This is a genomic window from Micromonospora parathelypteridis (assembly GCF_014201145.1).
Classification (GTDB): domain Bacteria; phylum Actinomycetota; class Actinomycetes; order Mycobacteriales; family Micromonosporaceae; genus Micromonospora; species Micromonospora parathelypteridis.
Genome location: NZ_JACHDP010000001.1, coordinates 5,323,024 through 5,349,888 on the forward strand (window position 1 = coordinate 5,323,024; position 26,865 = coordinate 5,349,888).

Below are 26,865 nucleotides of genomic sequence, written 5' to 3' on the forward strand. Positions count from 1 at the left end.
ACCCTGAACCCCCCGACCCCGCGTTGATCATGAAGTTATTGCCACGACACGCCGCTCCAGGTGGCAATAACTTCATGATCAACGGCGCGGGCGGGGGCGGGGGCCGGGCGGGGTGGGGGTTAGCAGGGTGGGGGTAGTTGTTGTTGGGTTCGGCGTAGGAGCTCTTTGGGGAGTAGTTCGCTGAGCTGGTCGGGTAGGAACGGCAGGTCGAGCAGGCTCATCTTCAGCTGGTTGCGTTCCTGGTAACGCAGCGGGTCCAGGCGGACCACCAGGCCGGCGTTGCGGCGGTAGCTGATGTCCACGGCCCCCTCGGTCGCCGCGTCGCGGAATACCAGACCGTCCATCTCCACCACGACCGCCGACGATTCGGGCTGCAGCTCCAGCCGGATCTTCTCGTCCGGCGAGAGCACCACCGACCGGGAGATGCCGGCCATCGGCGCCGACGGGGTGATCACCACCGAGTCGGCCGCGGGGGAGACCAGCGGGCCTCCGGCGGCGTAGCTGTACGCCGTCGAGCCGATCGGGGTGCTGACCACCACGGCGTCGCTGCGGTAGTAGCCGTACTGCTGGCCGTCGATGGCGAGGGTGAGGTTGACGAAGCCGGAGCCAGGCTGGCGGACCAGCGCGATGTCGTTGAACGCCACGATGTCGTCACCGCAGACGTCACATTCGAGGCAGGCGTGCGACTCGATGGTGAAGTCCTTCGACAGCAACCGGCTCAGCGCCTCGGGCAGCTCCGGCGGCTCGATCTCGACGAGAAAACCCAGACGACCCAGGTGTACGCCGAGGACCGGCTTCGGATCCCGGACGGCGGAGCGCAGCGCACCCAGCATGGTGCCGTCGCCGCCGATGCTGATCAACGCGTCGGCGCGGATGGCGACCTCGTCCGCCGGCATCGTTTCGACGAAGGACGGCACGCGGTGCTGGTCCTCTTCACGCACCATCAACGTCTTGTGGTGGCGCGTCGCCCACCGTTCGATGATCCCGACCACCTCGGTGACATCCCGGGTGGGGTGCAGCACAAGTCCCAGCCCCGACACCCGTACAGCTCATCACATCGGCGGTGACCGCACCCGGCGTACACAGAAGGTGCGCCGGCGGTCCGGAGACCACCGGCGCACCTTCGTCGCCGTCAGCGGCGGGGTCGACCGGTCAGATGGGTCAGCGAGCGGGCGACCAGGTCATCGCGGGCCGCCGGGGGCAGACCCTCCAGCCCGAAGCCCAGGTACACCGTGTCCCCGGTGACCACCACCGAGCCCTCCTCGAACGCCTGCTGGCTGCGTGACCAGTCGTTGGCGTTGCCACCGGACCCGGCCGGTGGCCCGGCCACCGTCCAGCCGCCCAGGTCGGCCGACTCGAACGAGGTCTCCGCCACGGTCGCACCGTCGACGAGTACCCGCGTGTCGTCCACGAAGACGCCCAGACCCTGCGTGGACCAGTCCGAGGCGTACGTGATCGACACCTCCACCTGCTTGCCGGCGTAGCCGGACAGGTCGACCGCGAACTCCTTCCAGCCGTTCGACGTCCCGGTCGCGGCGTTCCAGGCGCCGGTGCTTCCGGTGGGGGAGCAGTCCGCACCCTGGTAGTGGGCGAGGAACGGGTGCAGCTCGTCCCAGCCGCTGGTGCAGCTCTCCCCGGTGACCGTGCCGGTCTTGCCGTTGGTGTCCGGCAGGGTCGTCCAGTTGTCGGTGCCCACCTCGTGCGCCTCGACGAAGAGGAAGTCCCAGTTCTGCTCGATCTCGTACGAGGTGAAGAAGCGCAACTCACCACTGCTCGCCCCGGTGAGGTCCACCGTGCGGGTGAGCCGCTTGTACGACTCGTCGGCCTGCCCGCTGTGCAGGTACCACTCACCCGTACGCGGGTCGAACGGCGCGCCGCCCGGCCGGGTCCAGCCCACCGGCGCGGAGCTGGCGAACTGTGGGAACTCGTCCGGTGGCAGGAAGCTCGACGTGGTCAGGAACGACGCGGTGTGCGCCTGGTTCTCCGCCGACCCGGGTGCGTTGAGCTGCCCGCTGAAGCCGGTGAACGGGGCGGCGGTCCCGGCGACCGGGTACGGGTCGCCGTCCGGGCTGGTTCCGCCGTCGCTGACGTAGGTGTGCGCGCCCAGCCAGTACTGCTGGAAGTCGTTCAACAACGGCAGGCAGCTGAGGGCCTCGGCGTCGGTGCACTCCGGCGGCGCGTCGGGGTGATAGACGTACGACCCGTTGGCGCCCTGCGCGAACAGCGCGTACTGGCCGCTGATCAGGAGCTTGCCACCCTCGTTGAGGTAGTCCCGGACGGCCAGCTCGGTGTCCAGCGCCGCCTTGGCCGTGGTGCCGGCCACCTGGCCGGGGCCGCGCAGGATCACGTCGTCGCCGGTTTCCCAGACCACCGCCTTGTAGTGCGACAGCACGCCGAGCGGGTGTGGCGCCTTGCGGCCCATCGCGTCGAAGTCGTACACGTCGCTGCTGCGCCCGGCGGCCCTCAGCGACGCCGCGACCTCGTCGGCGTACTTCGCGGTGGTCCCGGTCTGCGCCGGGCTGAGGCCGGTGACGTCCTCCATGGCGAGGACGAGCACGTCGCCGCCTATGTCGCTGTGCACCCGGTAGGTGAAGTGTTCGCTGGCGACCACGCCGGCACGCGGCTTGTTCCCGGTGAACCAGACCTCCACCCGGTCACCCGGCTTCGCGCCGGTGACCGTGCCGCGCAGCTCGGCGTAGTAGTCGTCGTGCGTGTCGCCGTACCGTTCGCCGCCGCGCCATTCGCGGACCGCGACCGTCTTCGGCCGCCCGCCGTTGATCAGGTAGTGCATCCGGACGTTCTTGAGTGAACGACGGGTGATCGAGGCGACCTGCTGGGTGCGCCCGTACGAGGTGTCGAACGTGTCCACCTCGAAGTCCGGGGTGCTCCGACCGACGACCGACACCGGCTCGTCCGGGTCCGCCGCCGACTTCGCCACGGCCAGCGCGAACGGCAGGTTCTTGCTCACCTCGCCGGCGATGAGGGCCTCGTCGTCGGGGAAGATGAAGCCGCTGACGCAGTCCTCCGGGCGCCACTCGTCGTCCGGGTCGACCGCCGAGGCGGCCTCGCAGGTGGACATCTCCGGGGTGAAGCCCAACGTGCCGTACTTGACGGTGGCGTGGCTGTCGGTGTCACCGTTGGTGGTGTACAGCTCGGCGGAGATGTCCGGGTCGTAGCCGGGCACCGCGGGGTGCGCGTCGTCACCGGCCATCGCCTCGTAGATCACGTCGTCCGGGGTCGGGGTGCTCACCTGCCAGCCGACGCCGTAGAGCAGCAACTCGGCCGCCGAGTGGTAGTTGACGAAGAACTCGAAACCGACCCGCTTGAAGAGCCGGTCCAGGGCTACGGTCTCCGGCTCCGAGTTGGGGCCGGGGCCACGGTAGGTCTCACTGTTCGGTTCGGGTGACGAGCCCTCGTTGTCGTACCCCCACTTGTAGCTGAAGTTGCGGTTGAGGTCGACGCCGTCGCCCGAGGTGATCTGCCCGTCGCCGTTGTTGTCGCGCAGGTTCTTGCGCCAGAGCCGGTTGCCGGGGGTGAAGGTGTGGTCGTAGCCGTCCGGGTTGGCGACCGGCAGGAACCACAGCTCGGTCGAGTCCAGAAGGCGGGTGATCTCCCTGTCGGTGCCGTAGCTGTTCAGCACGTGGTGCATCAGCCGGCGGGTCATCTCCGGAGTGATCCACTCGCGGGCGTGCTGCGCACCCGCGTAGAGGACCGCCGGTCGCTTGCCGTCCGCGACGGTCCGCGCGTTCTTGGTGACCTTCAGGGCGAGGATCGGCTGGCCCTGCTGGCTGCGGCCGACCGTCTCGACCTTCGTCAGTTTCGGGAACCGCGCGGCGGTGGCGTTCAGCTCGTCCCGGAGGCCGCCCGGCTCCCCGTAGGGGCGGAACGCCGTCCAGCCTGCCGCGGCCTGCTCCCGCAGCGCCTGTGACGCGTCCTTGCCGTGCACCTTCTTCACCGACAGCGGGACGCCCTTGTCGGTCAACCGTTTGGCCTGCCGGCGGCTGAGCACCGTCTCGACCGTCGTGCGGCCGGCCGAGTCCGTCTTCGCGTCGTGGCCGAGGTCGACCCCCGCCGCGCGTAGTTGATCCCGCTGTTTCGCGTCGACCGTGCCGACGTACACCTCCAGGCCGTCGCGTGCGCCGGGGTCGGACGGTGGCTTCGCGCTTGCCGGCGGGGCTATCGCCAGTGCGCCGAGCAGGGTGACCACGCTGGCGATCGCCAGTCGTCTCGGTCTCATCGCGCCTCCTTGGGTGAAGGACCTGTAGGCGCGAGCCTTCGGCGTGGCGTTATCGATGTCAATAGTTCTATGGGCGAGAGGTTGCTGTCCGTGTCGTTGCCACTGCCTGGTGTGATGGCCGGGGAAGTGCTGGCCCGGAGCGCCGCAGGTGCCCGACGATCGCCTCGCAGAACACCGCCTCGATGTCGCACTCCTCCTCGACGTACCGCCACCTGCCGCCCGCCCGGACGTGGTAGCCGGTCGAGTTCTCCGCGGTCACCGTGCCGAAGTGCAGGCACTGGAACTCGAACAGATGGAACTCCGCGCCGTCGTAGCCGATGTCCAGCGAGGTGAGCGGTGTGCCGAGGATGTCGGAAATCTGCTCCGCGTAGTCGAGCAACGCGTTCGGATCGACGCCCGCCATGTCCGAGAAGTCGAAGTCGCCGCTGCCGCTGGCCCGGAAGTCACCGGGGCGGTTACGGCGGTACAGGGTGTAGTACCGCTCGCCCATCCGGAGCACCTTGAAGTCACCGTCCAACCCAGGAACCAACGCCTGCACCAGGAACTTCTGTCGGTGCAGTGAGTGGGCGTGGTGGTCGCGGCGCAGCAGCCGCCGGCCGTGTTCGCGGGCGGCCTCGGTGCGGTCGCGGGTCTGGCTGAGGGTGCGGGCGGTCCGCAGCAGTTCCTGTCGGTCGGCGGCGCGGGCCACGAACTGGGAGCCAGCGCCGTACGCCGACTTGACCACCTTCGGCCACGGCCCGTCCAGCTTCGTCGTGGCGAGTTCCTCGTAGGTGCCGAAGGTGCGGGTGCCGAGGCGGCGGGCGTCCTGCGGGAAGAGTTGGGCGCGCAGCGCCTCCATCATCACCTTGTTGTGGTGCGCGCGCAGGTAGCGGTAACCCGGGATGACCCGCGCGCCGGCGGTTTCCAGCGCGAGTACCAGATCCTCGATCCAGCTCTTGTAGTGCAGCCCGCGGTCCTCGGACGAGGTGTAGAGCACCGGCACGCCGTGCAGGCCGTCGCTCAGGTCCAGGTCGGCGAACCGGACGACCTCAGGTTCGAGGCCGGCGCGGGTGAGGTACGCGGTGATCTTGTCGAGGTCCATCGTGCACAGACCGTGCCTTGTGCGGGCTGTGGAGTAGAACGTGCCGCGGTAGTCGGTCAGGAGCAGAATTCTGGTCATGTCGGTCTCTCTGCTGGCGAAGGCTCTCGGCCGGGGGCGCGCTGCGGGCGATCCGATGGGCAGGACGCCGGCCAGTACAACATGTACAAATAGGGCATAACGCCACAAATCCCAAGGTGTGCGTTATTCACATTGCGATGGTTGCCATCCTCTGTCCGCCATTTCGGCGATTGCGGCAATGCTGGCGAGTAGGTCGAATTACAATTCGGACCGCGCGATCAGTCCCACCCAGAGAACCGGGGGTCAGCGTTGCTCAGCATGGTGCGCGGCGTGGCAAGAGCCCTGCGGGACCGGCGGGCCGCCGCCCGGGACCCGGAGGGATTCGCCCGGTCCCTCGGCGTCAACCTGCGGGGCCGGGTCCGCTTCTACGGCATCGACCGGGCGATGTTCGGCTCCGAGCCGTGGCTCGTCTCCCTCGGCGACAACGTCTACATCACCGCGGGGGTCCAGTTCATCACCCACGACGGCGGCACGTTGATCCTCCGCAAGGAGGTGCCGGACCTGGAGTGGACCGCGCCGATCAGCATCGGGGACGACGTCTACCTCGGCGTGCGGACGACCATCCTGCCCGGGGTGACGATCGGCAACCGCTGCATCGTCGGCGCCGGCTCGGTGGTGACGCGGGACATCCCGGACAACAGCGTCGCGGCTGGCGTTCCGGCCCGGGTTATCCGCAGCGTCGACGACTATCTCGACCGGATGCGCGCCCGATCGCTGGGGTGCGGGCACCTGCCGGCGGCCGAGAAGGCCGCGGTGATCCGTCAGATCTACGGGGTGCCCGAGCAGGCCGGCGCCGGCAGGGCGGGAGTCTGATGCGCGTCGCCGCCGGTCGGCCCGGCGCCCTCCTCGGCCCGGCGGCCGTGGCGCTGGATCGTCTCCTGTGCGCCGGTGCCCGGGCCCGTCGGGCTGTCCGCGGCCTCGCCCTGGCCGGCCGGTTCGCCGCCCGCGGGGACAACTTCACCTTCGACCCGGACGGCGTCTACACCTGCGAGACGATCGAGGTTGGGCGCAATGTGGACCTCGGGTACCGGCCGGTCCTGATGGCGGCTCGGGCGCGGATCCGGATCGGCGACAACGTCATGTTCGGTCCCGAGGTGACCATCCGGGGTGGCAACCACCGCATCGACCAGGTCGGCGTACCGATGATCGCGGTCGACAAGGACCCCGACGACGAGACCCACGACCGGGGGGTCGTCATCGGGGACGACGTCTGGGTGGGCACCCGGGCGGTGATCCTGCACGGCGTGACCATCGGTCGGGGCGCGGTGATCGGTGCCGGCGCGGTCGTCACCCGGTCGGTGCCACCGTACGCGGTGGCGGCCGGCAACCCGGCCCGGGTGATCCGACTGCGCTGGCCGCTGGAGACCATCCAGGACCATGAGCGGCAGCTCTACCCGCCGGAGCGCCGACTGACCTCCGCCGAACTCGCCGGCCTGGCCGGGCTGCCGGTGCCCGAGCCGCGGCCGGCGCCGGTGACGAAGTCGCTGACCACCGGCCGCCAGGCCCGGTAGTCGAAGCAGTGTGCCCGCTCGCGGGCCGCCCGGCTCATCGCCGCCCAGCCCGGATCGTCGAGCAGCAGCGCCCGCTCCAGCCCACGCCGCACGTCGTCCGCGCCCGAACCGTCGAGCACGATGCCCTCCCGGCCGTCCACGATGTACCGGCGGAGGTCGCTGGTGTGGTTGAGCAGCACGGGGCAGCCGGCGGCCAGACTCTCCGGCACCTTGGACGGGAAGCCCGCCTGCGCGTACCCGACCGGCGGGCGGACCAGCACCGAGAAGTGTGCCCGGCCCAGCTCGGCGAGCACCCGTTCGCGCGGCACCCAGCCGAGGAAGCACACCTGGTCGTCGAGGTCGGCGGAGCGGGCCTCGTCCAGGTCGGAGAGGTTGCCGGCCTGTTCCCGGCTTACCCCGGCGATCACCAGGCGCACCCGGGCCCGATCGGCGGGCGCGAGGCCGCGGATGGCCTCCAGCACCACGGCCAGTTGGTCCTTGGCGCCGGCCGAGCCCGCGTAGAGCAGCCGGAGCCCTTCGTCGAGCGAGGGCGGGGCGGGGTCGTCGTAGCTGGCGCAGTCCACCTGTGGCGGCACCACCAGCGTCTGCCGGCCCTGGCCGACGAAGTGCCGCTCCAGCGCCTCGGAGATGGCGATGACCCGGTCGGCGAGCCGGCCGACCAGGGCGAACGCCCACCGGTGCCGGAGGAAGTACGGCGTGCGCCAGCCCCGGGGGAACTGCGCCCGGTCGTGCCGTTCGAGCACGTCCACGGTCACCGGGCAGCGCACCGCCGCACGCAGCACCGCCCAGGTGAGCAGGTCCCACAGGCCCAGCGGCAGGTACACGCCAGCCAGCCCGCTCGGGCGGACTCCCGCGCGGCGCAGCGCGGCGAGCACCCGCAGCGGGCGGATGCGCCGGTGCAGCCAGCGGCCGAGGACGCCACCGCCGATGCGGCGGCGGGGCAGGGTGATCAGTCGCACGTCCGGTGGCAGGTCCGGAGCGACGGCAGGGCGCGACCCGTCGTCGGGCCAGTCGTTGACCACCAGTGTCACCCCGCCGGGCGGAGTGGCGGACCGCGCCAGTTGCAGCAGGCGGTTGGACATCGCGTCACCGTGCGGGAACCGGTACGCGGCCAAGGCCAGCACCTGCGGCGTCGCGCCGGGCCGGAGGAGGGCCGGGATGAGGTGCGCGGTGGTGGCGGGCTGTCCCACAAGCTGCTCCCTGGGAATGGGTTCCTGGCGGTTTGAGCGTTTAGTCTAGGTTGTCCTCTGTAGCCACACGGTGTCCATGCGTCGTGTCGCGGTGCGTCGAGTGACGAATCAGCCACTATTCGTCACCGCCGCAGGTGGCCGTCGTTGTAGGAATGACCTGTCGACGGGGCATGGAGGCGGCACCGGCATGCGACCACCGATCACCGGGCAGGTGTGTGCCGCCGTCCGCCGACCGCGCAGCGCGAACGATGAGCTGGTGAGGCTCTGCCGGCCAGCGTCGCGGCGGGTCTGATGCCTCCCCGTCACGGGGCTGTCGGAGAGGCCAGGTCGACATCGGCCGTCGGGCGGCACCGGGCGGTCGACGGCGTACAGCTGTCGAACCGCGTCGAACCAACCCGACGGCGATCAACCCCGGTCGCCCCGCACCGGGCGCCGAAATCCCGGAGCCGGGTGCTCGCCAGCGGCATCGTGTCCTCGCTGGCCGGCAAGATGGTCGGGTTGGCCGCGCCCCTGCTGATCACGCCGCTGGCGTTCCGCAGCCTGGGAGCCGAGCGGTTCGGCCTCTGGATGGCGGTCACCTCCCTCACCGGCATGGCGCTCTTCGCGGACTTCGGGCTCGGCAACGGGCTGCTGACCCGACTGGCCAGGCTGCAAGGCACCGGCGAACGGGAGGCGGCCGCCCGGGAGGTTTCCAGCGCCTACGCACTGCTCGGCGCGGTGTCCGTACTGCTGCTCGGCCTCCTGGCGATGACCCTGCGGCTGGTGCCCTGGCCGGCGCTGCTGAACGCGACCGATCCGGCGGTCGCCCGCGACGCCCGCCCGGTGGTGCTGCTCTGCTTCGGCGCGTTCCTGGTCAACATCCCCCTCGCTCTGATCCAGCGCGTCCAGTACGCCCAGCAGCAGGTGGCCCAGAGCAATCTCTGGCAGGCCGGCGGCAGTCTGGTCTCGGTCGTCGTGGTCTACGTGGTGGTCGCCGGCGGGGCCGACCCGCTGCTGGTGATCGCCGGCGCGGTGCTCGCGGTGCCGCTGGTCAACCTCGCCAACGCCCTCTGCTACTTCGGCTGGCAGGACCGAGGGCTGCGACCCCGCCTGCGGCACGTGCGAGCGGCGGTGGCCCGGGGGCTGCTTCGGCTGGGCGCCCGGTTCTTCCTGCTCTCGGTGCTCTCCTCGGTGGTGCTCAACCTCGACGGCTTCCTGATCAGCCGGGTGCTCGGGCTTCCCGCCGCGGCGACGTACGCGGTCGTCCTGCGAATGTTCGCCCTGCTGACGCTCTTCATCACGCTGGTGAACCTGCCGCTGTGGCCGGCCAACGGCGAGGCGTTGGCGCGCGGTGACCTGGCCTGGGTGCGGCGTACGACGCCCCGGATGGTCTACCTGTCCGCCGCCGTGGTCGCCGTGCCGGGAGTTGCGCTCGTGCTCTTCGGTGACGACGTGCTGAGACTCTGGGTGCGCTCCACCGATCTCGCGCCGGTGCCACGCACCCTGCTTGCCGCGCTCGCCGTGTGGTCGGTGCTGCTGGCCGTCGCGGCCCCGTTGTTCATGGTGCAGAACAGCATCGGTCTGCTCCGGCCCCAGTTCGTCGGTTGGGCGGCCTGCCTGCTGCTGGCCGTACCCCTGAAGATCGTGCTGGCCGCGCGGGTGGGTCTGCCCGGCGTGGCGTTGGCATCGGCCGGAACGTACGTGTTGACGGTGCTGCCGGCCGCCGTCATCGGTTACCGCCGTGCGATCGCCGGAGCGGAACCGGTGTCCGGCCGGCACGCCCAGATCGAGCCCGTCGTGGGCACCTGAACGGGCACCCTGCGGCGTCGCGTCACCTCGCCGCCGGGGTCGCAGTTACCAACCGTGGCGCGGTCAGCGCACCCGGATCGGGTCGTCGCTGAGCCGCCGTTGGAATGAGGGTTCATGCAGTGTTTGACCGTGAGTGACAGCCCGCGCCACCCGGAGCCGGTCGGAGTCGCAACGTGACCCGGCCGGTGGTGGTGCAGCACTCGGCCGGCATCCCCGGGGCCAACGGCCCGTTGACCGCCGTGCAGCGGGTGCTCTCCTCGTCCCTGGCTGACCGGTACGAGTTCGTCCGGATGCACCAGAGCGCGGGCAACGGAAGCCTGAATGTGCCGCTGCTGCGGGAGTGGGTGCGCCTGCTTCGGCGGGTCCGACCCGCCCTGGTGCACGTACGGGGGTTGCAGAACGAGGGGTTGCACGGGGTGCTCGCCGCCCGCCTCGCCGGCTGCCCGCGGGTCCTGGTGACCGTGCACGGCACGGTACGCGACCTGCGTCAGTCCGGGCGGCCCTGGCGGCGCCGGCTGCTGGTGTACGGCGCCGAGCCCGCGACCCTGCGGCTGGCCACCCACGTCGGCACCGTCTGCGAGTACGCCGCCGGCCGGGGCTTCCTCGGCGGCCTGGGCGGGAAGTTCGTCGGGGTGATTCCCAACGGGGTGCCGCTGCCGACGCGCCCCCGCGCGTCCCGGGATCGGGTCCGTGCCGAACTGGACCTGCGCCCCGACGACGTGGCCATGATCGCGGTGTCCCGGTTGACCTGGGAGAAGGGGTACGCCGTCCTCGCCGACGCGCTGCGCCGGCTGCCACCGTCCACCAACCGGCGGCAGCAGCAGTCCGCCGCCCGGCGGGTGTTGCTGGTCGCCGGTGACGGACCCGACCGGGACGCGGTCGCGGCCCTCCTGGCCGGGGTCGACGGGGTCGAGGTGCGGCTGCTCGGCAACCGGCTCGACGTGCCCGACCTGCTCGCCGCGGCGGACGTCTTCGTCTTCCCGACCCTGCACGAGAACCTTTCCAACGCGCTGCTGGAGGCGATGGCGCACGGGCTGCCGGTCGTCGCGTCGGCGGTCGGCGGCAACGTCGAGGTGCTGCGCGCGGGCGGCGGACGGCTGGTGCCAGCGGGTGATCCAGACGCCCTGGCCGGGGCGCTGTCGCCGCTGCTCGACGACGCCGCCGAGCGCCGCCACGTGGGCGAGTTGGGCCGCAAGGTGGTAGCCGAGAGCTACAGCCTCGACGTCATGCTCGGCGCCCTCGACCGGGTCTACCAGCGGATCATCCAGGAGTAGCACGATCACGTGACCTGCGGGACCAGCGCTCGTTGTCCCACTGGCGGCCGTCGCGGTCGCTGCCGCTGTGCCGTCGGGTGGGCTCCACGCCGCCCGCCCGCTCGGGGGCCGAGCCGAGCAGGGAGACGCGTTGAAGGTAGTGGTGACCGGGGGTGCCGGCTTCATTGGCGCCAACCTGGTGCGGGCGCTGGACCAGGCCCCACAGGTGAGCGAGGTCGTGGTCGTCGATGACCTGTCCACTGGCCTGCTGGACAATCTGCATGGCCAGCCGGCCCGGCTGTACCAGGGCACCGTGCTCGACCCGGACCTGCTGGACGAGGCGTTCGTCGGTGCGGCCACCGTGGTGCACCTGGGCGCCCTCGGCTCGGTGCCGCGCTCCATCGACCGGCCACTGCCCACCCACCACGCCAACGCCACCGGGACGCTGATGGTGCTGGAGGCGGCCCGCCGGCACGGCGTACAGCAGGTGATTCTCTCGTCGTCCTCGTCGGTCTACGGTGCCAATCCGGTGCTGCCCCGACAGGAGGGGTTGCGGCCCATGCCGGTCTCGCCGTACGCGGTCTCCAAGCTGGCCGCCGAGGCGTACGCGGTCGCCTACGCCTCCTGCTACGACATTGGCGTGCTGCCGTTCCGCTTCTTCAACGTCTTCGGCCCACGGCAGGCGGCACACCACGCGTACGCCGCGGTGTTGCCCCGGTTCATCACCGCCGCGCTCGCCGGTGAGCCGCTGCGGGTGCACGGCGACGGCCGGCAGACCCGCGACTTCACCTTCGTCGGCAGCGTCACCTCGGTGATCGTCGACGCCATCGTCCGCCGGGTGTCCACCACCGACGTGGTCAACCTTGCCTTCGGCGCGCGGATCTCGCTGCTCGACCTGATCGCCGAGATGGAGCGCATCCTGGGTCGCCCGTTGCCGGTGAAGCACGAACCGCCGCGCGCCGGTGACGTGCGGGACTCGCAGGCCGACTGCACCCGGCTGCGGGAGCTGTTTCCCTCGGTGGGGCCGGTGCCGCTGCGCACCGGTCTCGAGCAGACCGTGGCCTGGATGTCCGGTCGCGTGCTCGCGGGTCAGTAGGTCGCCGGGCGTCGCATCCGCTCGGCTGATCTCGCGCTGCTCAGGGGGCGCCCGACCGGGTGTGGCCAGGCTCCGACCCGTCCCGCCGCCAGGGCGGTGTGCGGCGGCGCTGTTTTCGGGCCGCTCTGTGACACCGGAGGGCGCAACGCCGCTGGCGCGACGGACACGAGCGCGAGGGCCACGAAACACACCGGCGAGACCTCCCAGTGACCGGTCAGCCAGATCGGCGTCTGGCTGACCAGGAAGACGCCCGCCACGCGGAAGCAGGTGGGCGAGGAGTGCCGGAAGGGGCCGGCCAGCGCGAACGTGAGCAGTCCGGCGTAGAGGAGGACCCCGATCAATCCCAGGTCGTTGCCCACGCTCAACAGGAGATTGTGCGCTCCCACCTGCAGATCGCCGGTGGCGGTCAACATGCCGGGACCGATGCCGAGCACCGGTGACTCGCCCCAGGACGACAACGCGTACGGCCAGATGTACAGCCGCCCGGACAGGTCCCCGGTGGCCCGGCCCGCGAAGTAGCCATCGAGCCAGAGCATCTCGGAGCCGAGCACCCGGTAGAGACCGAGCGGCACCCCGATGAGGACGATGGGCACCACGACGACAGCCAACGTCCGCGCCGGCCGCGCCGCCACGGTGCTCAACAGCAGGAAGCCGAGAGCGACCAGGATCGCGATCAACGCTCCCCGCGTCCCGGTGAGGAGCACTCCCCAGAACAGGACGGCCGCGATCGCGGCGATGCAGAGCATCTCGATCTTCGTTGAGGGACGCAGCAGCAACAGCACGCCGGCGAGCATGACGCCGGCCGCGAGACTGTACGCCGTGTAGTTGTAGTTGACTCCCTCGACGCCGTACCGGATCGAGAAGTCCAACACCGAGTCGCGAGCCGTCAACGAGTTGGGGACGGGGTTGTTGATCAGCTTGACGGTGGTGGCGATGCAGCCGGCCAGGAAGGCGTAGCCGACGGCGAAGAGCGCCATTCGGGTCCGGACGACGTGGCGGACGGCGATGAACATGGCGCAGGCAGCGCCGTACAGATAGGCCATGCGAAGCGCGGCGTCGAAGTCCGCCGCCCAGAACAGCGTGACGCAGACCCACAACCCGGTGGCGGCGGCCAGCACGTCGGGTGGGAGGAGCCGGGGCGCCCGGCCACTCACCAGGATGGCCGCGAGGGCGGCGACCGCGCCATAGCGGTTCGTGGCGCTGGTGGCCCATTGGCTGCCGAAGGCGATCGCGCAGACGAGCACGAGCCCGGGAATGTGCCGTGCCGACAGTGGTCGGTCCCCGGGCACGGGCGTCGCCCCGACCGGGTGGCGTCCGGTGGCCCGGCCGGTCGCGGCCCGGGCCCCGGCCAGGGAGGGCGTGAGAGCGTGGCGTCCTTCGCGATCGGGCAGGACCGCCGTCACCTCAGCCGTCCCGGGGTAGTTGCGAGCGTCGCCACGGTCGTCGTCCTGTCCAACATTCGTCGCCTTCCTCAAGCCCGCAGTCAAACCACCATAAGGCCACGCAACCCATCAAAGTGGAAAAGGCGCACATTCCTGATTCGCCTGGCGGCTCCGCCTGCATAACCATCGGCCGTCGCCGAGGGTTATTGCTCCGAGGCGGTCGTGCAGGACGCACCGCTGTGCCCCGGGGGAGTGTCGCCATGTCCGACGATCGGATCCTGCGCGTCGCGCTGCTCGGGTTCACGCTGCCCGACGAGGTGCTCAGGCGGGTGATGGCCGGCGACGCCACGCATGCCACGCAGACCCACACCTTCGCCTGGGCCGTGGTCAACGGCCTGCGCGACGCCGGCTGCGCCGTACGTCTGCTCTCCGCGGCGCCGGTGTCGAACTACCCGCGCAACCGTCGGCTCCGGTTCCGCGCCAGCCGTTTCCACCACGACGGGGTCGACGGCCAGCAACTCGGCTTCCTGAACGTCCTGGGCATCAAGCACCTCAGCCGGTTCTTCTCGGCCTGGTGGCACGGCAGTCGATCGACCAGGCGGGACCCGGTCGACGTCCTCCTGATCCACGGCGTGCACACGCCGTTCCTCTGGTGTGGGTTGGCGCTGGCCCGCCTGCGCCGCATTCCCGTGGTGCCGATCCTCACCGACCCCCCGGGAGTGGGGCAGCCGGGGGAGGGACGTGCGGTGCGGCTGCTGCGCGGGCTCGACGTGGCGCTGGTCCGGGCGGCCCTGAAGCGCTGCTCGGGGGTGATCGCCCTGACGCTCCCGCTCGCCGAGGACTTCGCCCCGGGGCGTCCCCGTCTCATCATGGAGGGCATCTGCACCCCACCACCTGCAGTCGGCCCTCGACCGCAGGTCGGCAGCGGGACCCGGGAGATCATCTATGCCGGCGGGTTGAGCCACTCGTACGGCGTGGACCGTCTGGTGGAAGCGTTTCGTGGGCTGTCCGACCCCGACCTGCGGCTGTCCGTCTTCGGTCGCGGTGAACTCGAACCGTGGCTCCGCGACCAGGCGTCCGCCGATCCGCGCATCGCCGCACCGCAACTGCTCGACCGGGCCCGGCTCGGCCAGCGCCTGGCCGGCGCCGCGGTGCTGGTCAACCCTCGCCCCGTCGACCAGTACTTCGTCCCCTACTCGTTCCCCTCGAAGATCATCGAATATCTCGCGAACGGCGTGCCGGTGGTGTCGACGAGTCTGCCGGGCATTCCCGACGACTACCGGCCGTACCTGGTCTACGCCGCGACAGACACGGCCGCGGGGCTACGCGCCGCGATCGAGCAGGTTCTCGGGATGCCGGCGGGCGAGGCCGCGGCGCTCGGGGCGGCGGGACGGGACTTCGTCGTTCAGACCCGCAACCGTGCCGTGCAGGGTCAGCGGATGCAGGGCTTCCTGGTCGGGCTCGTGGACGGGTCCGCCACGCACGGGGTGACGACGCAGCGGTCCGTCACCGGGCGTGACACCGAGTCGCGTGCCGTCGCCAGCCGATCCGACCGCTGACCAGTGGACCGTTTGTCTGGAATGCAATTTTTGCCACTACCCAGGGTTCGATAGCTCGTTGACCCGGACGAGTGCGTCCGGCCACCCAGTGCCGGACTTTTTCTTGAACATGAACGAACGGAGTGGTTGTGAGCGCTGTGCCTGCCGGTTGCCGGGTCTTGATCACCGGCGGTACCGGATCCTTTGGGCGGACGATGACCCGTCGCCTGCTCGACGGCGATGTCGGCGAGGTCCGGGTGTTGAGCCGGGACGAGGCCAAACAGGACGCCATGCGGCGGCAACTCGGGGACGACCGGGTGCGGTACCTGGTCGGTGACACCCGGGACGCCGACTCGGTGCTTCGCGCCACCCGCGACGTCGACTACGTCTTCCACGCCGCCGCGCTCAAGCAGGTGCCCTCCTGCGAGTTCTTCCCGCTGGAGGCGGTGCGCACCAACATCCTGGGCAGCGGCAACGTCATCGAGGCCGCAGAGCGCAACGGCGTCGGTTCGGTCGTGGTGCTCAGCACGGACAAGGCCGTGCACCCGATCAACGCGATGGGGATGAGCAAGGCGTTGATGGAGAAGGTGGCCCAGGCGTACGCCCGTAACAACCCGCGCAGTCGTACCGTCGTCTCCTGCGTCCGGTACGGCAACGTCATGTACTCCCGTGGCTCGGTGATCCCTCTCTTCGTGGAGCAGATCAAGGCCGGCCGCGCCCCGACAGTCACCGACCCGACGATGACCCGGTTCCTCATGTCGCTGGCCGACTCCGTCGACCTGGTCGAGCACGCGTTCCAACACGCCCGGCCCGGCGACATCTTCATCCGCAAGGCCGCGGCGAGCACCGTCGGCGACCTCGCCGCGGCGGTGTGCGAACTCTTCGACGCGCCGTCGAAGATCGAGTCCATCGGCGTACGACACGGCGAGAAGCACCACGAGACCCTCGCCAGCCGCGAAGAGCTGGCGCAGGCGGAGGACTTCGGCGAGTTCTACCGGGTGCCGGTCGACGCCCGGGACCTCAACTACGCGCTCTACGTCTCCGAGGGGGAGTTGGGCGAGACGCCGGCCGAGGAGTTCAACTCCGCGAACGCGCGGCGGCTGGACGTACCGCAGATCGTGCAGCTGCTGCAGACGCTGCCCGAGATCCGGGCCGAGCTGGCTCTGCGCGACCCGGTGCTGTCGTGCTGAGGATCGCGGTCACCGGCGCCGGAGGGTTCCTCGGCTGGCACGTGCGCGTCCTGGCCCGGGCGCTCGGGTGGCCCGAGCCGGTGGTGATCAGCCGAGGAGACCTGTTCGACGAGGCGGCGCTCGCCGCCCGGCTGGACGGCGTCGACCGCGTGTTGCACCTGGCCGGGGTCAACCGGGGCGATCCCGTCGAGGTGGCCACCGCGAACGTTGACCTCGCCGCCGCGTTGGCCCGTGGTCTGCGCCGGTGCGTCACGCCGCCCGGCGCGGTCGTCTTCGCCAACTCGGTGCAGGCCGGAAACTGCACGCCGTACGGCGATGCGAAGGCCGTCGCCGCGGCGACCCTCGCGGCGGCCCGACCCGACCTGATCGACGTACTGCTGCCGAACCTGTACGGCGAACACGGCCGGCCGCACTACAACTCGGTGGTGGCCACGTTCTGCCGGCTGCTCGCCGAGGGGCGTGCTCCGCAGGTGCACGAGGACCGGCAGATGGAGTTGGTGCATGTCACCGACGCCGCGGCCCGGCTGCTCGGGGTCCCGGAGGACGGCTCCTGGGACCCGTCGATGCCGATGCTGCGGATCGGCGTACGCGAACTCGCCAACCGGTTGGCCGCCTTCGCCGACATCTACCGCAACGGGGAGATCCCACGCCTGGTCGACCGACACGACGTGCGGCTGTTCAACACCTACCGGTCGCAGTGCTTCCCGGCGCACTACCCGCTACCGCTGCCCCGGCACGCCGATTCACGCGGTGAGCTGGTCGAGGCGGTACGCGCGCATGGGACCGCCGGGCAGACGTTCTGCTCCACCACCCGTCCCGGCATCACCCGGGGTGAGCATTTCCACCTGGCGAAGGTGGAGCGGTTCGTGGTGCTGCGCGGTAGCGCCGAGATCAGCCTGCGGCGGGTCAGCGAGGACACGGTGGTGCGGTTCCAGGTGAGCGGGGATGAACCCGTGGTGGTGGACATGCCGACCATGTGGGCGCACAAGATCGTCAACACCGGTTCGGACGAACTCTTCACCCTCTTCTGGGTCAACGAGCTGTTCGACCCGGCCCGCCCCGACACCTACCCGGAACGGGTGGAGGCGGCAGAGCCGGTCCCGGCGGTGCTGGCGTGACGGAGGGACTGGCGTGACGGAGGGATTGGTATGACCAGGGTAATGACGGTGGTCGGCACCCGGCCGGAGATCATCCGGCTGGCCCGGGTCCTGGACCGGCTCGACCGGACCGTGGACCACGTCCTCGTCCACACCGGCCAGAACTGGGATCGCTCCCTGTCGGACGTCTTCTTCACCGAGCTGCGGCTGCGCCAACCGGACCGGTTCCTCCGGGTGGACACGTCCTCGCTGGGTCGGGTGCTCGGCGGCGTGCTGATCGGTATGGAGCAGGCGATCGAGGAGGTGCGCCCCGACGCCCTGCTGGTGCTCGGCGACACCAACAGCTGTATCGCCGCGCTGATGGCCCGCCGGATGCGGGTGCCGGTCTACCACATGGAGGCGGGCAACCGCTGCTTCGACCTCAACGTGCCGGAGGAGACCAACCGGCGGATGGTCGACCATGTCGCCGACTTCAATCTGGTCTACACCGAGCACGCCCGACGCAATCTGCTGGCCGAAGGGTTGCACCCCCGTCGGATCCTGCACACCGGCTCCCCGATGCGGGAGGTTCTGGAGCACTACCGGGAAGGCGTCGAACGGTCGACGATCCTCGACCAGCTCGGGCTCACCGCCGGCGACTACTTCGTGGTGAGCGCCCACCGGGAGGAGACCGTCGACCGACCGGACCGGCTGCGTCAACTGCTGGACTGCCTGCGGGCGGTCCGGGACACCTGGTCGTTGCCGGTGCTGGTGTCGACCCACCCCCGGACCCGGAAGCGGCTGGAGGCGCTGACCGATGACGCGCTCGCGCTCGACGGCATCGCCTTCCACGAGCCGTTCGGACTGCTCGACTACGTGCGGCTGCAGAGCCGGGCCCGGTGCACCCTCTCCGACAGCGGCACCATCAGCGAGGAATCGGCCATTCTCGGATTCCCGGCGGTGACGCTGCGGGAGTCGATCGAACGTCCGGAGGCGCTGGACGCCGGCGGCATCGTGATGACCGGGCTGGACCCGGAAGGCGTGCTGGAGGCGATCCGGGTGGTGGTCGACCAGGTCGCCGCCGACGGTGTTCCCTGTCCGGCCGACTACCAGGTCCCGGACACCTCACGACGAGTGGTCGACTTCATCCTCTCCACCGTGCGCCGGCACCACGACTGGGCCGGCATCCGGCGCTGATCCGCTCGTAGACACCGCGCCGGGTTCGGTCGCCACGACCGAACCCGGCCGGCCGTCGTCGCGGGCGTTGGGTCAGTCGCGGTTCCCGCCCGGCGCTGACGTGCTGGCCATCTGCTGAGGTGCGGGAACCGCGGGCAGACCAGCCGCCGATCCGCCGGCCGGCCCGAAGAACCACGCGGACAGCCGGCCCTGCCTGCGCAGCAGGGCCAGGCCGAGCACCGCACCGGTGACCACCTCGGCGGCGAGGGTGGCGGTGGCCGCCCCGGTCGGACCCGCCAGCGGCACCGCCGCGAGAGCCAGTGGGGTGATCAGAGCCGCGTTCAGCACCATGATCCGGGTCGCCTGCCGGTAACTCGCGTCGCCGATCTGATTCAGCGTCACCGCCCGGACGACCGTCATGAAGGGCAGTGCGACTGCCAGGAGGATCAGCCACAACGCCGGGCCGTGCGGGGGGAGTCGGAGCAGATCGCCGACGATCCACGGGGCGGCGATGGCGCTCACCACCGCGATCAACATGGCGCCGAGCAGGGCGATCCGTTCTCCCTGCCGACCCTCGCTGACGTTCCCGAGGCCCTGCCGGCGGCGTACCCGTCCGACCAACGACACCCGCAGCGCGGCGGTCAGCACACTGGTCTGCGCCTGGTAGACGCTGAACACCGCGCCGAACGCCCCCATCACCTGCGGGGTGACCAGCAGCGACAGCAGGACCGTCGTCAACCGGCCACCCCAGTACTCGGCAATGCTGTACGTGTAGAGGTGGCGGTTCATCCGGAACGCGGAGAAGGCGCCCCGTGGTGACAACTCGGCCAGGAAGCGGGGGCGCAGCCAGGATCGTCCACCGAGGAACGCTTCGGCGGCCAGGAACTGGATGAGCCCCGCGGTCAGCAGCGCGGTGCTGAGGTGCCCCCCGACGGCGACCATCACCAGAGCCGGCACCTTGCACCCGCAGACGACCACCGCGGTGCTGACGAACCGCAGTTCGCGTGCCAGGTCCCCGAGCTGGAAGTTGGCGTGGTGGTTGCCGATGGTCACCACAGCGATCGACAGCATGGTCGGCCACTCGTAGCCGGATCGGCTGTACAAGGATCCGATGGCGACGGTGCCGAGCACCATGCACGGCAGTGTCACGAACACCCACTGGCTGCGCACCGCAAGGCGTTGCTCGGCATCCCCGCTGATGTAGAGCAGCGGAGAGCCCCCGGCCACGACGATGGCCACCAGGGACAGGGCCGCCGTGACGGCGACGTACGCCGCGATCTCGTCGGTCTGGCCGTGGCGGGCGCTCAACGCGAGCAGGGCGGCGTTCAGCAGCCCGTTCAGCAGGTTCGTGGAGGAGGCGACCAGCGAGTGCCGGGTCGACGACGTGATCACCGTCTCCTGTTCCCATGCGCGATCCTGCCCCGCCGGGCCGCCGTGGCGAGCAGGTCCGCGAGGACCGGGGCGTTGCTCCCCTCGCTCATGTGGGTCAGGTAGTACTGGCGTCCCGCCTCGCCCATGGCCCGTAGCCGGTGCCGTGGTGTGGCCCGGGCGGACCGGATGACCGCGGCCAGGGCCTCGGCGTCCCCCGGCGGCGCGGCGAAGCCGGCCTGGGCGTCGCGCGCGATGCGCCCCACGTCACCGGGCGCGCAGGCGAGCATGGGCTGACCGCAGGCGAGGATGGACTGGGTCTTGCTGGGCAGGGTGATCCGGAACAGCGGCTCGTCCGCCAGGGAGATCAGATTGAGGTCGGCGACCGCCATGCGGGCAGCCATCCGATCCGGAGGGACCGGATCGAGGAAGTGGACGGTGCCCAGCCGTTCGCGCGTCGCCTGGGCGACCAACCTGTCCTTCTCCACCCCGTCGCCGACCAGGACAAGGTGCACGTCCGGTGTGTCCCGCAGCCGCGCCATGGCGTCGACCACGACGTCGAGTCGCTGTGCCGCGCCGAGGTTGCCCCCGTACATCAGCAGGAAGTCGTCGTCGGTCAGACCCAGGCGCTGCCGCAGACCCGGTTCGGGCTCGGTCGGCTGCATGATCTTCTCGTCGGCCCAGATGTAGACCAGCGAAACCTTCTCGGCCGGCACTCCCCGCTCGATGACGATGTCCCGTAGCCCCGGCGTAGGTACGGTCACGTGGTCGGCCCACCGGTAGGTCCGGTCGGTGAAACGGGTCAGCACCGCCTCGGCGACCCGCCGGGCCGGCCCCTCGGTGAGGAAGCCGGTCGCGAACACGTTGTCCGGCCACAGGTCGATCACCATGGTCACGTACGGCGTCCGCCACCGCAGTTTCGCCATCATGGCCGCCGCGGTGGCGGTGACCGGCGAGGAATACACCAGAGCCACGTCCGTGTCCCGCAGCACGCTGGCGCCGAGCAGCGAGGAGGACGCCGCCCAGCTCGCGTAGTTCGCGGCCCGGCCGAGCGCCGACCGGTCGTGGCTCGGATAGAGCGGCGTGCGGAGAACCCGCATCCCGTCCTGCACCTCAAGGCTGCGGCGCCGCGCCGAGTGGCCCTCGTACACGATGCCCCTCGGGTAGTTCGGCACGCCGGTGAGCACATCGGCGTCGAAGCCCTGGTGACGCAGCGACGTGGTGAACCGTTCGGCGAGGGCTGCGGGCTCCGGAGGGAACCACTGGCTCACCAGTGTGACCCGGTCGGGTCGGTCGCCCTTCAGGTCCGGACCCTTCGGCCGTCGAGCGGGGCCGGACGTCGAACCTGTTGACACCTGATCGCCTTGATCGAGGTCACCCATCACGTTGCCTCCTGTCTTCGCGCGGGGCCGATGCCGGACGTGACGTCAGCTGGACCAGCTCGTCGGCGGCAGGTCGGGAATCACGTGGCAGGCGGAGTCGCCAGGCCTGCCGGGTGCACGCCTGCGCCCGCCGGTGGCCGCCGTCGACGAAGTCGTCGCGGAGACCGACCGGTGGCGCGGTCCTTCGTGCCTACGAGTGTTGGTGCAGGAAGCCTTGAACCTCGGCGGTGATCCGGTCGATCTGCATCTCGTCGAGTGACGACCCGCTGGGCAGGGTCAGCCCCTGGGCGAAGAGCCGGTCCGCCGCACCGGTGAGCCGTGCCTCGGCATTGGCGAACAGGGGCTGCCGGTGCATCGGCTTCCAGGCCGGCCGGGTCTCGATGTCGGCCTGCTCAAGATGACGGGCCAGGTCTGCGGCCTGCCAGCCGGTGAGCTTCGGGTCCACCACGATGACCGTGAGCCAGCAGTTGGTGCCCGGATCGCTCTCGGACAGCACCTCGACGCCGTCGACCGAGGCGAACAGCTTCGAGTAGTGCTCCCGCAGCCGGCGTCGCCGGGCGGTCATCTCGTCCAGCCGGCTCAGTTGAGCCCGGCCCATCGCGGCCAGGACATTGCTCAGCCGGTAGTTGAAGCCGACCTCGTCGTGCTCATGGTGCTGGGCCGGGATGCGGGCCTGGTTGGCGCGATGGCGAGCCTGCGCGATCAGTTGCGCGTCGTGGGAGAGCAGCATCCCGCCGCCTGACGTGGTGATCATCTTGTTGTGGCTGAACGAGAGCACGCCGGCGTCTCCGAAGGAGCCGGCGCAGCGCCCCCGGTACGTCGAACCCAGGGCCTCCGCCGAGTCCTCGATGATGCGCAGCTCCGCCTCCCGGCAGAGATCCAGCAGCGGGTCGTAGTCGACGCAGGAGCCGAACATGTCGACCGGCATCACCGCGCCGATCCGCCGTCCAGCCCGGCGCAGGTCGGCGATGACCTCACCCAGCAGACCGACGTCCACATTTCCGGTGGCCGGGTCGCAGTCGACGAAGACCGGAGTGGCGCCGGTGTAGAGCACGGCGTTGGCGGTCGCCACGAAGGTCACGGTGGGTACCAGCACGATCTGTCCCGGCCCCACGCCGCAGGAGAGCAGGCCGAGGTGCAGGGCGGCAGTGCCCGAATTGAGTGCCAGGGCGTACGGCACCCCCACCCGCTGGGCTATTTCCTGCTCGAAGGCGTCCACCTCCGGACCGAACGGCGTCGCCCAACCGCTGCGCAGCGCGCGCAGGACCGCGGCTTCCTCGGCCGGTCCCACGTCGGGAGGGGACAGGTAGATGGGCGCGCGCATGGGCATGAAGAACTCCTCGCAGCAGGTCGGTCGCCTACCAGGAGTCAACGATCCGATCTGCGGAGAGTTTCGTCATCTTTGCCAATAAGGGGTATTTGTGTCGACATTACGTCGTCTTTCGGCGTGTCGATCGCCGCCAGCTCGCAGCGCATTCTGACGAAGCGCGCCAGCTCCGGGCCGCAGTCCGCCGGGTGTCCATCGGTGAGGGTCGCTGCCGAGAAGCAGCGGTCGATTCCGACCAGCGGGCCGATGGCGGCGGCGAGCGCGGCCGCGTCGGGCGCCGCCGGGACGCGGATGGCCGTGCCGACCACCCTCAGGTCGATCTCTCCTCCCAACGCCGTGCGGACGGTGAGATCACCGAAGCCGTACGCGGTGTGGTGCGCGGCGAAGGCCGGCCAGTTCGCTAGCCGGATGGGGGCCGGCGTCGACGCACGCACGCCGACGACCTCGCGCCAGCTGGAGCGAGTCACCTCCGTGAAGCCGTGGCGCCGGTACAGCCGATGGGCGGCGGGGTTGTCGAGGGACACGTCGAGCAGCAGCGCCCGGCAGCCCAGCCGTACGGCAAGGTCATGTCCGTCGCGGAGCAGGCGGCTGCCCAAGCCCTGGCCGCGTTCGTCCTCCTGCACGGCGATCCCGTTGAGGAGCAGGTGTCCGGGCAGCAGCCGCCAGTCGGCCACGGCCCGCAGCCCGTTCGACCCGTGCACGGCGCGCAGGATCAACGTGCGAGCATCCGCCGGAGGCGTCAGCGCCGCGGCCAGGAACGACCCGTAGCCGCTGGCGTGGTACGCGACCAGCCCGAGGCATGTCTCGGGCACCGAGGACGCCAGCAGGTCCGTCGCCTCGAGAAGACTCGGATCGTCGGGGTCGTCGAGTGCGTCGACCGCGATGGCCGTCAGGTCGAGACGCACTTCAATCCTCGTTCCTTGTCCAGATCGAGCATCTCGGCACTGGGGTCGACCGCGACGCCCCTTCCGGAGAGGACCATGGAGACCGTCGCGACGAGTATTCGCAGGTCCAGCCAGAGGCTCCACTGTTCGACGTACTGCACGTCGAGTGCCAGACGTTTGTCCCAGACGACGCTGTTGCGGCCGTGGATCTGGGCGAGCCCCGTGATTCCGGGACGCATGTCGAAGCGTCGCCGCTCCCGTTCCGTGTACCAGGCGTCGTAGCGAGGGAGCAGTGGTCGCGGGCCAATCAGGCTGAGATCTCCCCTGATGACGTTGACCAGCTGGGGCAGCTCGTCGATGCTCAGGCGACGTAACACGCGACCGACCAGGCCACAGCGGAGCCCGTCCGGCAGCAGATTGCCGGCGGCGTCACGTTCGTCGGACATCGTGCGGATCTTGAAGATTCGGACGGGTAGTTGCCACCGGCCGGTGCGTTCCTGAACGAACAGAGTCGGCGAACCCAGTTGAATCCGGACCAGCAGCAGAGCGGCCAGCAGGACCGGTAGTGCCAGGATCAGGATCAGCAGAGCGAGCACTATGTCCAGCAACCGCTTCACCCGACGTTGCGTAATCATCGACCTGCCCTCGCCTTAGCCGTCGTCGTTGCTTCCGTGCGTGTGATATCGGGGTTCAGGTCGAGCGATAGGCGGGAAACCAACCGGAGGCGCGCAGTGTCGAGGCGGGCCGCCCGCTACGTGTTGCTGCCGTTTGCACAAGCAACTCGTACGCGTCCTCGTCGACCACGAGGGAGGCGGTCCAGAATGGTGCCCGGGTGCCGCCGAACGAGCGCTTGAACATCAAGAGGCTGTCGTCCGCGCGGGCGCTGATTCCCCCGCCGAGGTGCACCCGCCGGCAATCGTTCTCGGCGGACCAGCGGAGAATCGACCAGACCAGGAGATTGTTCGCCCCGCGCCGGCCAGCTTCGGCGGCGGACCCGGCGAGATGATAATGGGCCAGCCCAAGGTGCCGCATGACCAGCGCCGACGCGATCGGCGCACCGACCTCGTCCCGCACCTCGGCAACCAACAAATTCTTGCCGAGGCCGTCACGTAGCGCCTGGTAGTAGGCATTGGTGAAGAAATATCGTGGGTCGCTCCCAATTCGCGTCATGGTCTGCTCGTACAGCCGACGGAAGCTGCTGCCGGGGCCCAGGTCGGCCGGATCGGCGTAGCGGACCTCGGCGGTCAAACCAACTCGCTCGGCCTTCCGAATGGCAGTTCGAGCCCGCCCGTCGAGTTGCTTCCAGACCGCATCGGCGCCCTGGTCGACCGGCACCACGACATTCTCGCCCTGCCAGGAGAAGTTCAACCCCGGCAGCGTGCTGGCGAACTCCGCTGAACGAGTGTCGAGCGGTGAGAATCGAAAGAAGAGCGAGACGAGGCCGGCCGCACGCCAACAATCGACAAGCTGTGGCCACATCTTCTCCAGGTCGTGCCGGCCGCACGACGGCCCGACATGGATGCCGGCATAACCGTATGGACTGATCCCGTCGGTCCACTGCTCGTCGATGCGTCGCTCGAGGAAGGGGGCCAGGACGTCGTCGTCGCAGTGGGTCATGCGCCAGGTGGCACCCTCTGCCTTGGCGTCCGCAGAGCCGTAGCCGCGCGTGAAGTAGACGTCTGGGCAGCGGTCGTCGGATGGCGAGTGGGCATCGGTCAAGCCCGAGATCCTCGCTTGACTGCTCATCGCCCTCCCGCCGTCGATGGTGTCGCCTCCGCCTGCCTCCGGGAGGCTCAACGAAGCAGAGTGACGCCGGGTTCGCCTTTGTCGGGACTTAAGCCCCCTTTTCACTGCTTCGACCACTCACTCCGCCGGTGGCGTCGTAGCCTCGCGCGGCCAGCGGGCTAGAGTGCGGCCGGCCGTATCCACCTGCCATCGACCACAGGGAGGACGAGTGCTGCACCTGAGGGTGATCGCTCCGGCGGACCGGTCCTCGGAGGTGGTCGACCTACTGGCCGCTGAGGCGGGGGTGACCCACCTGGCCGTGCTGCCCGGTGCGGCCCGGCAGCCGGAGGGCGACCTGATCCTCTGCGACGTGGTCCGCGAGAGCGCCGACGGCGTTCTGCGAAGCCTGCAGCAGCTCGGGGTGGAGGCGCGCGGCGGTATCGCCGCCGAGGACGTCGAGCTGACCATCTCCGCGTCGGCCGACCGGGCCGCGGAAGAGGCCCCCGGCAGTGGCGCCGACGCGGTGGTCTGGGACGAGATCGCGGCGAAGACCGGCGAACAGACCGAACTGTCCGGCACCTACCTGGTGTTGATCGTGGTGGCCACCATGATCGCCGGCATCGGCGTGCTGTTGGACCAGCCGATCCTCATCGTCGGGGCGATGGTGGTCGGCCCGGAGTTCGGCCCGCTCGCCGCGCTCTGCGTGGCGCTGTTCCGCCGCCGGCTCGACGTGATCGGCAGGTCCGTGCAGGCACTCACCGTCGGTTTCCTGGCGGCCATGGTGGCGACCGTGCTGAGCACCTGGGCGCTGACCGCCGCCGGCCTCGTGACCGAGGAGATGCTGCTCGCCGAGCGACCGCTCACCAACTTCATCTGGCGGCCGGACGCGCTGTCCTGGGTGGTGGGCCTGCTCGCCGGCGTCGCCGGCATGCTCTCCCTGACGTCGAAGAAGTCCGGCAGCCTGGTCGGCGTGCTCATCTCGGTGACCACGGTGCCGGCCGCGGCGAACGTGGCCGTCGCCGCCGCCTACGGAGTGTGGGACGAGGCGGGCGGCTCGGCACTCCAGCTCGTGATCAACCTGTGTGCGATCGTCGTCGCCGGACTGCTCACGCTCCTGGTGCAGCAGGCCTGGTGGTGGAACCTGGCTCGTCGGACCCGTCGTCCAGCAGCCGGGTGAGCAGGGTGCGCAACGGGATGGACTCGCCGTCGCGTCCACCCGCCCCGACGACCAGCGGTGCCGGGCTGGCCTGCGGGTCGACGCCGAACAGGCGGGCCCGCAGACCGCCCGGCACGGTCAGCAGATGGAACCGGCCGTCCACGTCCACCGCCCGCGTCTCGGCCCGGTCGACGTACCAGCCGTTCAGCCGGGTGCGGTAACGCCCGCGCCCGTCGTAGCCTCGCGCGACCAGCCGGGTGGTGCGCAGCCCGCGCCGGATCGCCTCGGCCACGAACCACGCCACCAGCTCCGCCGCCTGCGCCTGCTCGGCAGCCCGCTGCCGGGCAGCCGCGTCGGCGTGCGCCCGCACCGCCTGCCGCTGCTGATCCCGCCACTCCCGGCCGTCCCGCTCACTCACGACGCCGAC

At 70.3% G+C, this 26,865-nt stretch carries 21 protein-coding genes and 1 pseudogene; 10 read left to right on the forward strand and 12 right to left on the reverse strand.

From position 1 onward, the window contains the following. Positions 1–119: 119 nt before the first annotated feature. The 3 genes from HNR20_RS24125 to HNR20_RS24135 form a co-directional block, all read right to left on the reverse strand. Positions 120–1,031, reverse strand: coding sequence for an NAD(+)/NADH kinase (locus HNR20_RS24125; RefSeq protein WP_221310984.1), 912 nt, complete (start codon positions 1,029–1,031; stop codon positions 120–122). 101 nt (positions 1,032–1,132) lie between these two features. Further along, positions 1,133–4,237 (reverse strand): M14 family metallopeptidase, encoded by a 3,105-nt coding sequence (locus tag HNR20_RS24130; RefSeq protein WP_184183975.1) that lies wholly within the window; start codon positions 4,235–4,237, stop codon positions 1,133–1,135. A gap of 67 nt (positions 4,238–4,304) precedes the next feature. After that, on the reverse strand, positions 4,305–5,396 hold the full coding sequence (locus HNR20_RS24135; protein ID WP_184183978.1) for an ATP-grasp domain-containing protein: 1,092 nt from the start codon (positions 5,394–5,396) through the stop codon (positions 4,305–4,307). A gap of 270 nt (positions 5,397–5,666) precedes the next feature. Between HNR20_RS24135 and HNR20_RS24140 the strand changes: the two genes are divergently transcribed. Together HNR20_RS24140 and HNR20_RS32775 are read left to right on the forward strand one after the other, a co-directional pair. Then, positions 5,667–6,209, forward strand: coding sequence for a DapH/DapD/GlmU-related protein (locus tag HNR20_RS24140; RefSeq protein WP_229687350.1), 543 nt, complete (start codon positions 5,667–5,669; stop codon positions 6,207–6,209). Next, on the forward strand, positions 6,209–6,907 hold the full coding sequence (locus HNR20_RS32775) for an acyltransferase (RefSeq protein ID WP_184183983.1): 699 nt from the start codon (positions 6,209–6,211) through the stop codon (positions 6,905–6,907). The genes HNR20_RS24140 and HNR20_RS32775 overlap by 1 nt, the downstream gene beginning before the upstream one ends. 20 nt (positions 6,908–6,927) lie before the next feature. Here HNR20_RS32775 and HNR20_RS32445 read toward each other — a convergent pair. Further along, positions 6,928–7,989: pseudogene (locus HNR20_RS32445) on the reverse strand (glycosyltransferase); the annotation flags it as partial. Between the two features lie 558 nt (positions 7,990–8,547). On the opposite strand from HNR20_RS32445, the gene HNR20_RS24150 reads away from it, so the two are divergent. The 3 genes from HNR20_RS24150 (at position 8,548) to HNR20_RS24160 (ending at position 12,234) form a co-directional block, all read left to right on the forward strand. After that, the gene (locus HNR20_RS24150) at positions 8,548–9,885 is read left to right on the forward strand and encodes a lipopolysaccharide biosynthesis protein (RefSeq protein ID WP_184183986.1); all 1,338 of its coding nucleotides are present in this window, start codon (positions 8,548–8,550) and stop codon (positions 9,883–9,885) included. Between the two features lie 173 nt (positions 9,886–10,058). Then, positions 10,059–11,159: a glycosyltransferase family 4 protein gene (locus HNR20_RS24155; RefSeq protein ID WP_184183989.1), complete on the forward strand. Its 1,101-nt coding sequence runs from the start codon at positions 10,059–10,061 to the stop codon at positions 11,157–11,159. Positions 11,160–11,298: 139 nt separating this feature from the next. Beyond that, the gene (locus tag HNR20_RS24160) at positions 11,299–12,234 is read left to right on the forward strand and encodes an NAD-dependent epimerase/dehydratase family protein (protein WP_229687387.1); all 936 of its coding nucleotides are present in this window, start codon (positions 11,299–11,301) and stop codon (positions 12,232–12,234) included. Here HNR20_RS24160 and HNR20_RS24165 read toward each other — a convergent pair. Beyond that, entirely contained in the window at positions 12,228–13,709 is a 1,482-nt protein-coding gene (locus HNR20_RS24165) for an O-antigen ligase family protein (protein WP_184183993.1), read from the reverse strand. The two genes, HNR20_RS24160 and HNR20_RS24165, sit on opposite strands and share 7 nt — an antisense overlap. A 167-nt stretch (positions 13,710–13,876) precedes the next feature. On the opposite strand from HNR20_RS24165, the gene HNR20_RS24170 reads away from it, so the two are divergent. From HNR20_RS24170 to wecB, 4 genes are all read left to right on the forward strand, one after another. Further along, positions 13,877–15,175, forward strand: a complete 1,299-nt coding sequence (locus tag HNR20_RS24170; RefSeq protein WP_184183996.1) for a glycosyltransferase — start codon at positions 13,877–13,879, stop codon at positions 15,173–15,175. Between the two features lie 137 nt (positions 15,176–15,312). Beyond that, positions 15,313–16,344, forward strand: coding sequence for a polysaccharide biosynthesis protein (locus tag HNR20_RS24175; protein WP_268240358.1), 1,032 nt, complete (start codon positions 15,313–15,315; stop codon positions 16,342–16,344). Next, positions 16,338–17,462 (forward strand): polysaccharide biosynthesis C-terminal domain-containing protein, encoded by a 1,125-nt coding sequence (locus tag HNR20_RS24180; protein WP_229687347.1) that lies wholly within the window; start codon positions 16,338–16,340, stop codon positions 17,460–17,462. Before HNR20_RS24175 ends, HNR20_RS24180 begins: the two co-directional genes overlap by 7 nt. Before the next feature lie 30 nt (positions 17,463–17,492). Further along, entirely contained in the window at positions 17,493–18,617 is a 1,125-nt protein-coding gene (gene wecB / locus HNR20_RS24185; RefSeq protein WP_184183999.1) for a non-hydrolyzing UDP-N-acetylglucosamine 2-epimerase, read from the forward strand. 72 nt (positions 18,618–18,689) lie between these two features. Here the strand turns inward: wecB and HNR20_RS24190 are convergent, their stop codons facing one another. The 6 genes from HNR20_RS24190 to HNR20_RS24215 form a co-directional block, all read right to left on the reverse strand. Further along, complete coding sequence (locus HNR20_RS24190) at positions 18,690–19,988, reverse strand: hypothetical protein (protein WP_184184001.1); 1,299 nt, start codon at positions 19,986–19,988, stop codon at positions 18,690–18,692. Further along, positions 19,985–21,235 (reverse strand): glycosyltransferase family 4 protein, encoded by a 1,251-nt coding sequence (locus HNR20_RS24195; RefSeq protein ID WP_184184003.1) that lies wholly within the window; start codon positions 21,233–21,235, stop codon positions 19,985–19,987. Before HNR20_RS24195 ends, HNR20_RS24190 begins: the two co-directional genes overlap by 4 nt. A 301-nt stretch (positions 21,236–21,536) precedes the next feature. Continuing rightward, complete coding sequence (locus HNR20_RS24200; protein WP_308425477.1) at positions 21,537–22,676, reverse strand: DegT/DnrJ/EryC1/StrS family aminotransferase; 1,140 nt, start codon at positions 22,674–22,676, stop codon at positions 21,537–21,539. 38 nt (positions 22,677–22,714) lie between these two features. Continuing rightward, entirely contained in the window at positions 22,715–23,578 is an 864-nt protein-coding gene (locus HNR20_RS24205) for a GNAT family N-acetyltransferase (RefSeq protein ID WP_184184006.1), read from the reverse strand. Next, positions 23,563–24,192, reverse strand: coding sequence for a sugar transferase (locus HNR20_RS24210; protein ID WP_184184009.1), 630 nt, complete (start codon positions 24,190–24,192; stop codon positions 23,563–23,565). The genes HNR20_RS24205 and HNR20_RS24210 overlap by 16 nt, the downstream gene beginning before the upstream one ends. 55 nt (positions 24,193–24,247) lie before the next feature. Beyond that, on the reverse strand, positions 24,248–25,276 hold the full coding sequence (locus HNR20_RS24215) for a GNAT family N-acetyltransferase (RefSeq protein ID WP_184184012.1): 1,029 nt from the start codon (positions 25,274–25,276) through the stop codon (positions 24,248–24,250). A 235-nt stretch (positions 25,277–25,511) separates the two neighbouring features. On the opposite strand from HNR20_RS24215, the gene HNR20_RS24220 reads away from it, so the two are divergent. Beyond that, positions 25,512–26,459: a DUF389 domain-containing protein gene (locus HNR20_RS24220; protein WP_184184015.1), complete on the forward strand. Its 948-nt coding sequence runs from the start codon at positions 25,512–25,514 to the stop codon at positions 26,457–26,459. Here HNR20_RS24220 and HNR20_RS24225 read toward each other — a convergent pair. Then, entirely contained in the window at positions 26,389–26,856 is a 468-nt protein-coding gene (locus tag HNR20_RS24225; protein ID WP_184184018.1) for a hypothetical protein, read from the reverse strand. The two genes, HNR20_RS24220 and HNR20_RS24225, sit on opposite strands and share 71 nt — an antisense overlap. Positions 26,857–26,865: the final 9 nt, after the last annotated feature.

Bases quoted from the DNA above. Each gene is read 5' to 3' on its own strand.
- HNR20_RS24130 (WP_184183975.1), bottom strand. From the start codon at position 4,237: ATGAGACCGAGACGACTGGCGATCGCCAGCGTGGTCACCCTGCTCGGC.
- HNR20_RS24135 (WP_184183978.1), bottom strand. From the start codon at position 5,396: ATGACCAGAATTCTGCTCCTGACCGACTACCGCGGCACGTTCTACTCC.
- HNR20_RS32775 (WP_184183983.1), top strand. From the start codon at position 6,209: ATGCGCGTCGCCGCCGGTCGGCCCGGCGCCCTCCTCGGCCCGGCGGCC.
- HNR20_RS24170 (WP_184183996.1), top strand. From the start codon at position 13,877: ATGTCCGACGATCGGATCCTGCGCGTCGCGCTGCTCGGGTTCACGCTG.
- wecB (WP_184183999.1), top strand. From the start codon at position 17,493: ATGACCAGGGTAATGACGGTGGTCGGCACCCGGCCGGAGATCATCCGG.
- HNR20_RS24200 (WP_308425477.1), bottom strand. From the start codon at position 22,676: ATGCCCATGCGCGCGCCCATCTACCTGTCCCCTCCCGACGTGGGACCG.
- HNR20_RS24210 (WP_184184009.1), bottom strand. From the start codon at position 24,192: ATGATTACGCAACGTCGGGTGAAGCGGTTGCTGGACATAGTGCTCGCT.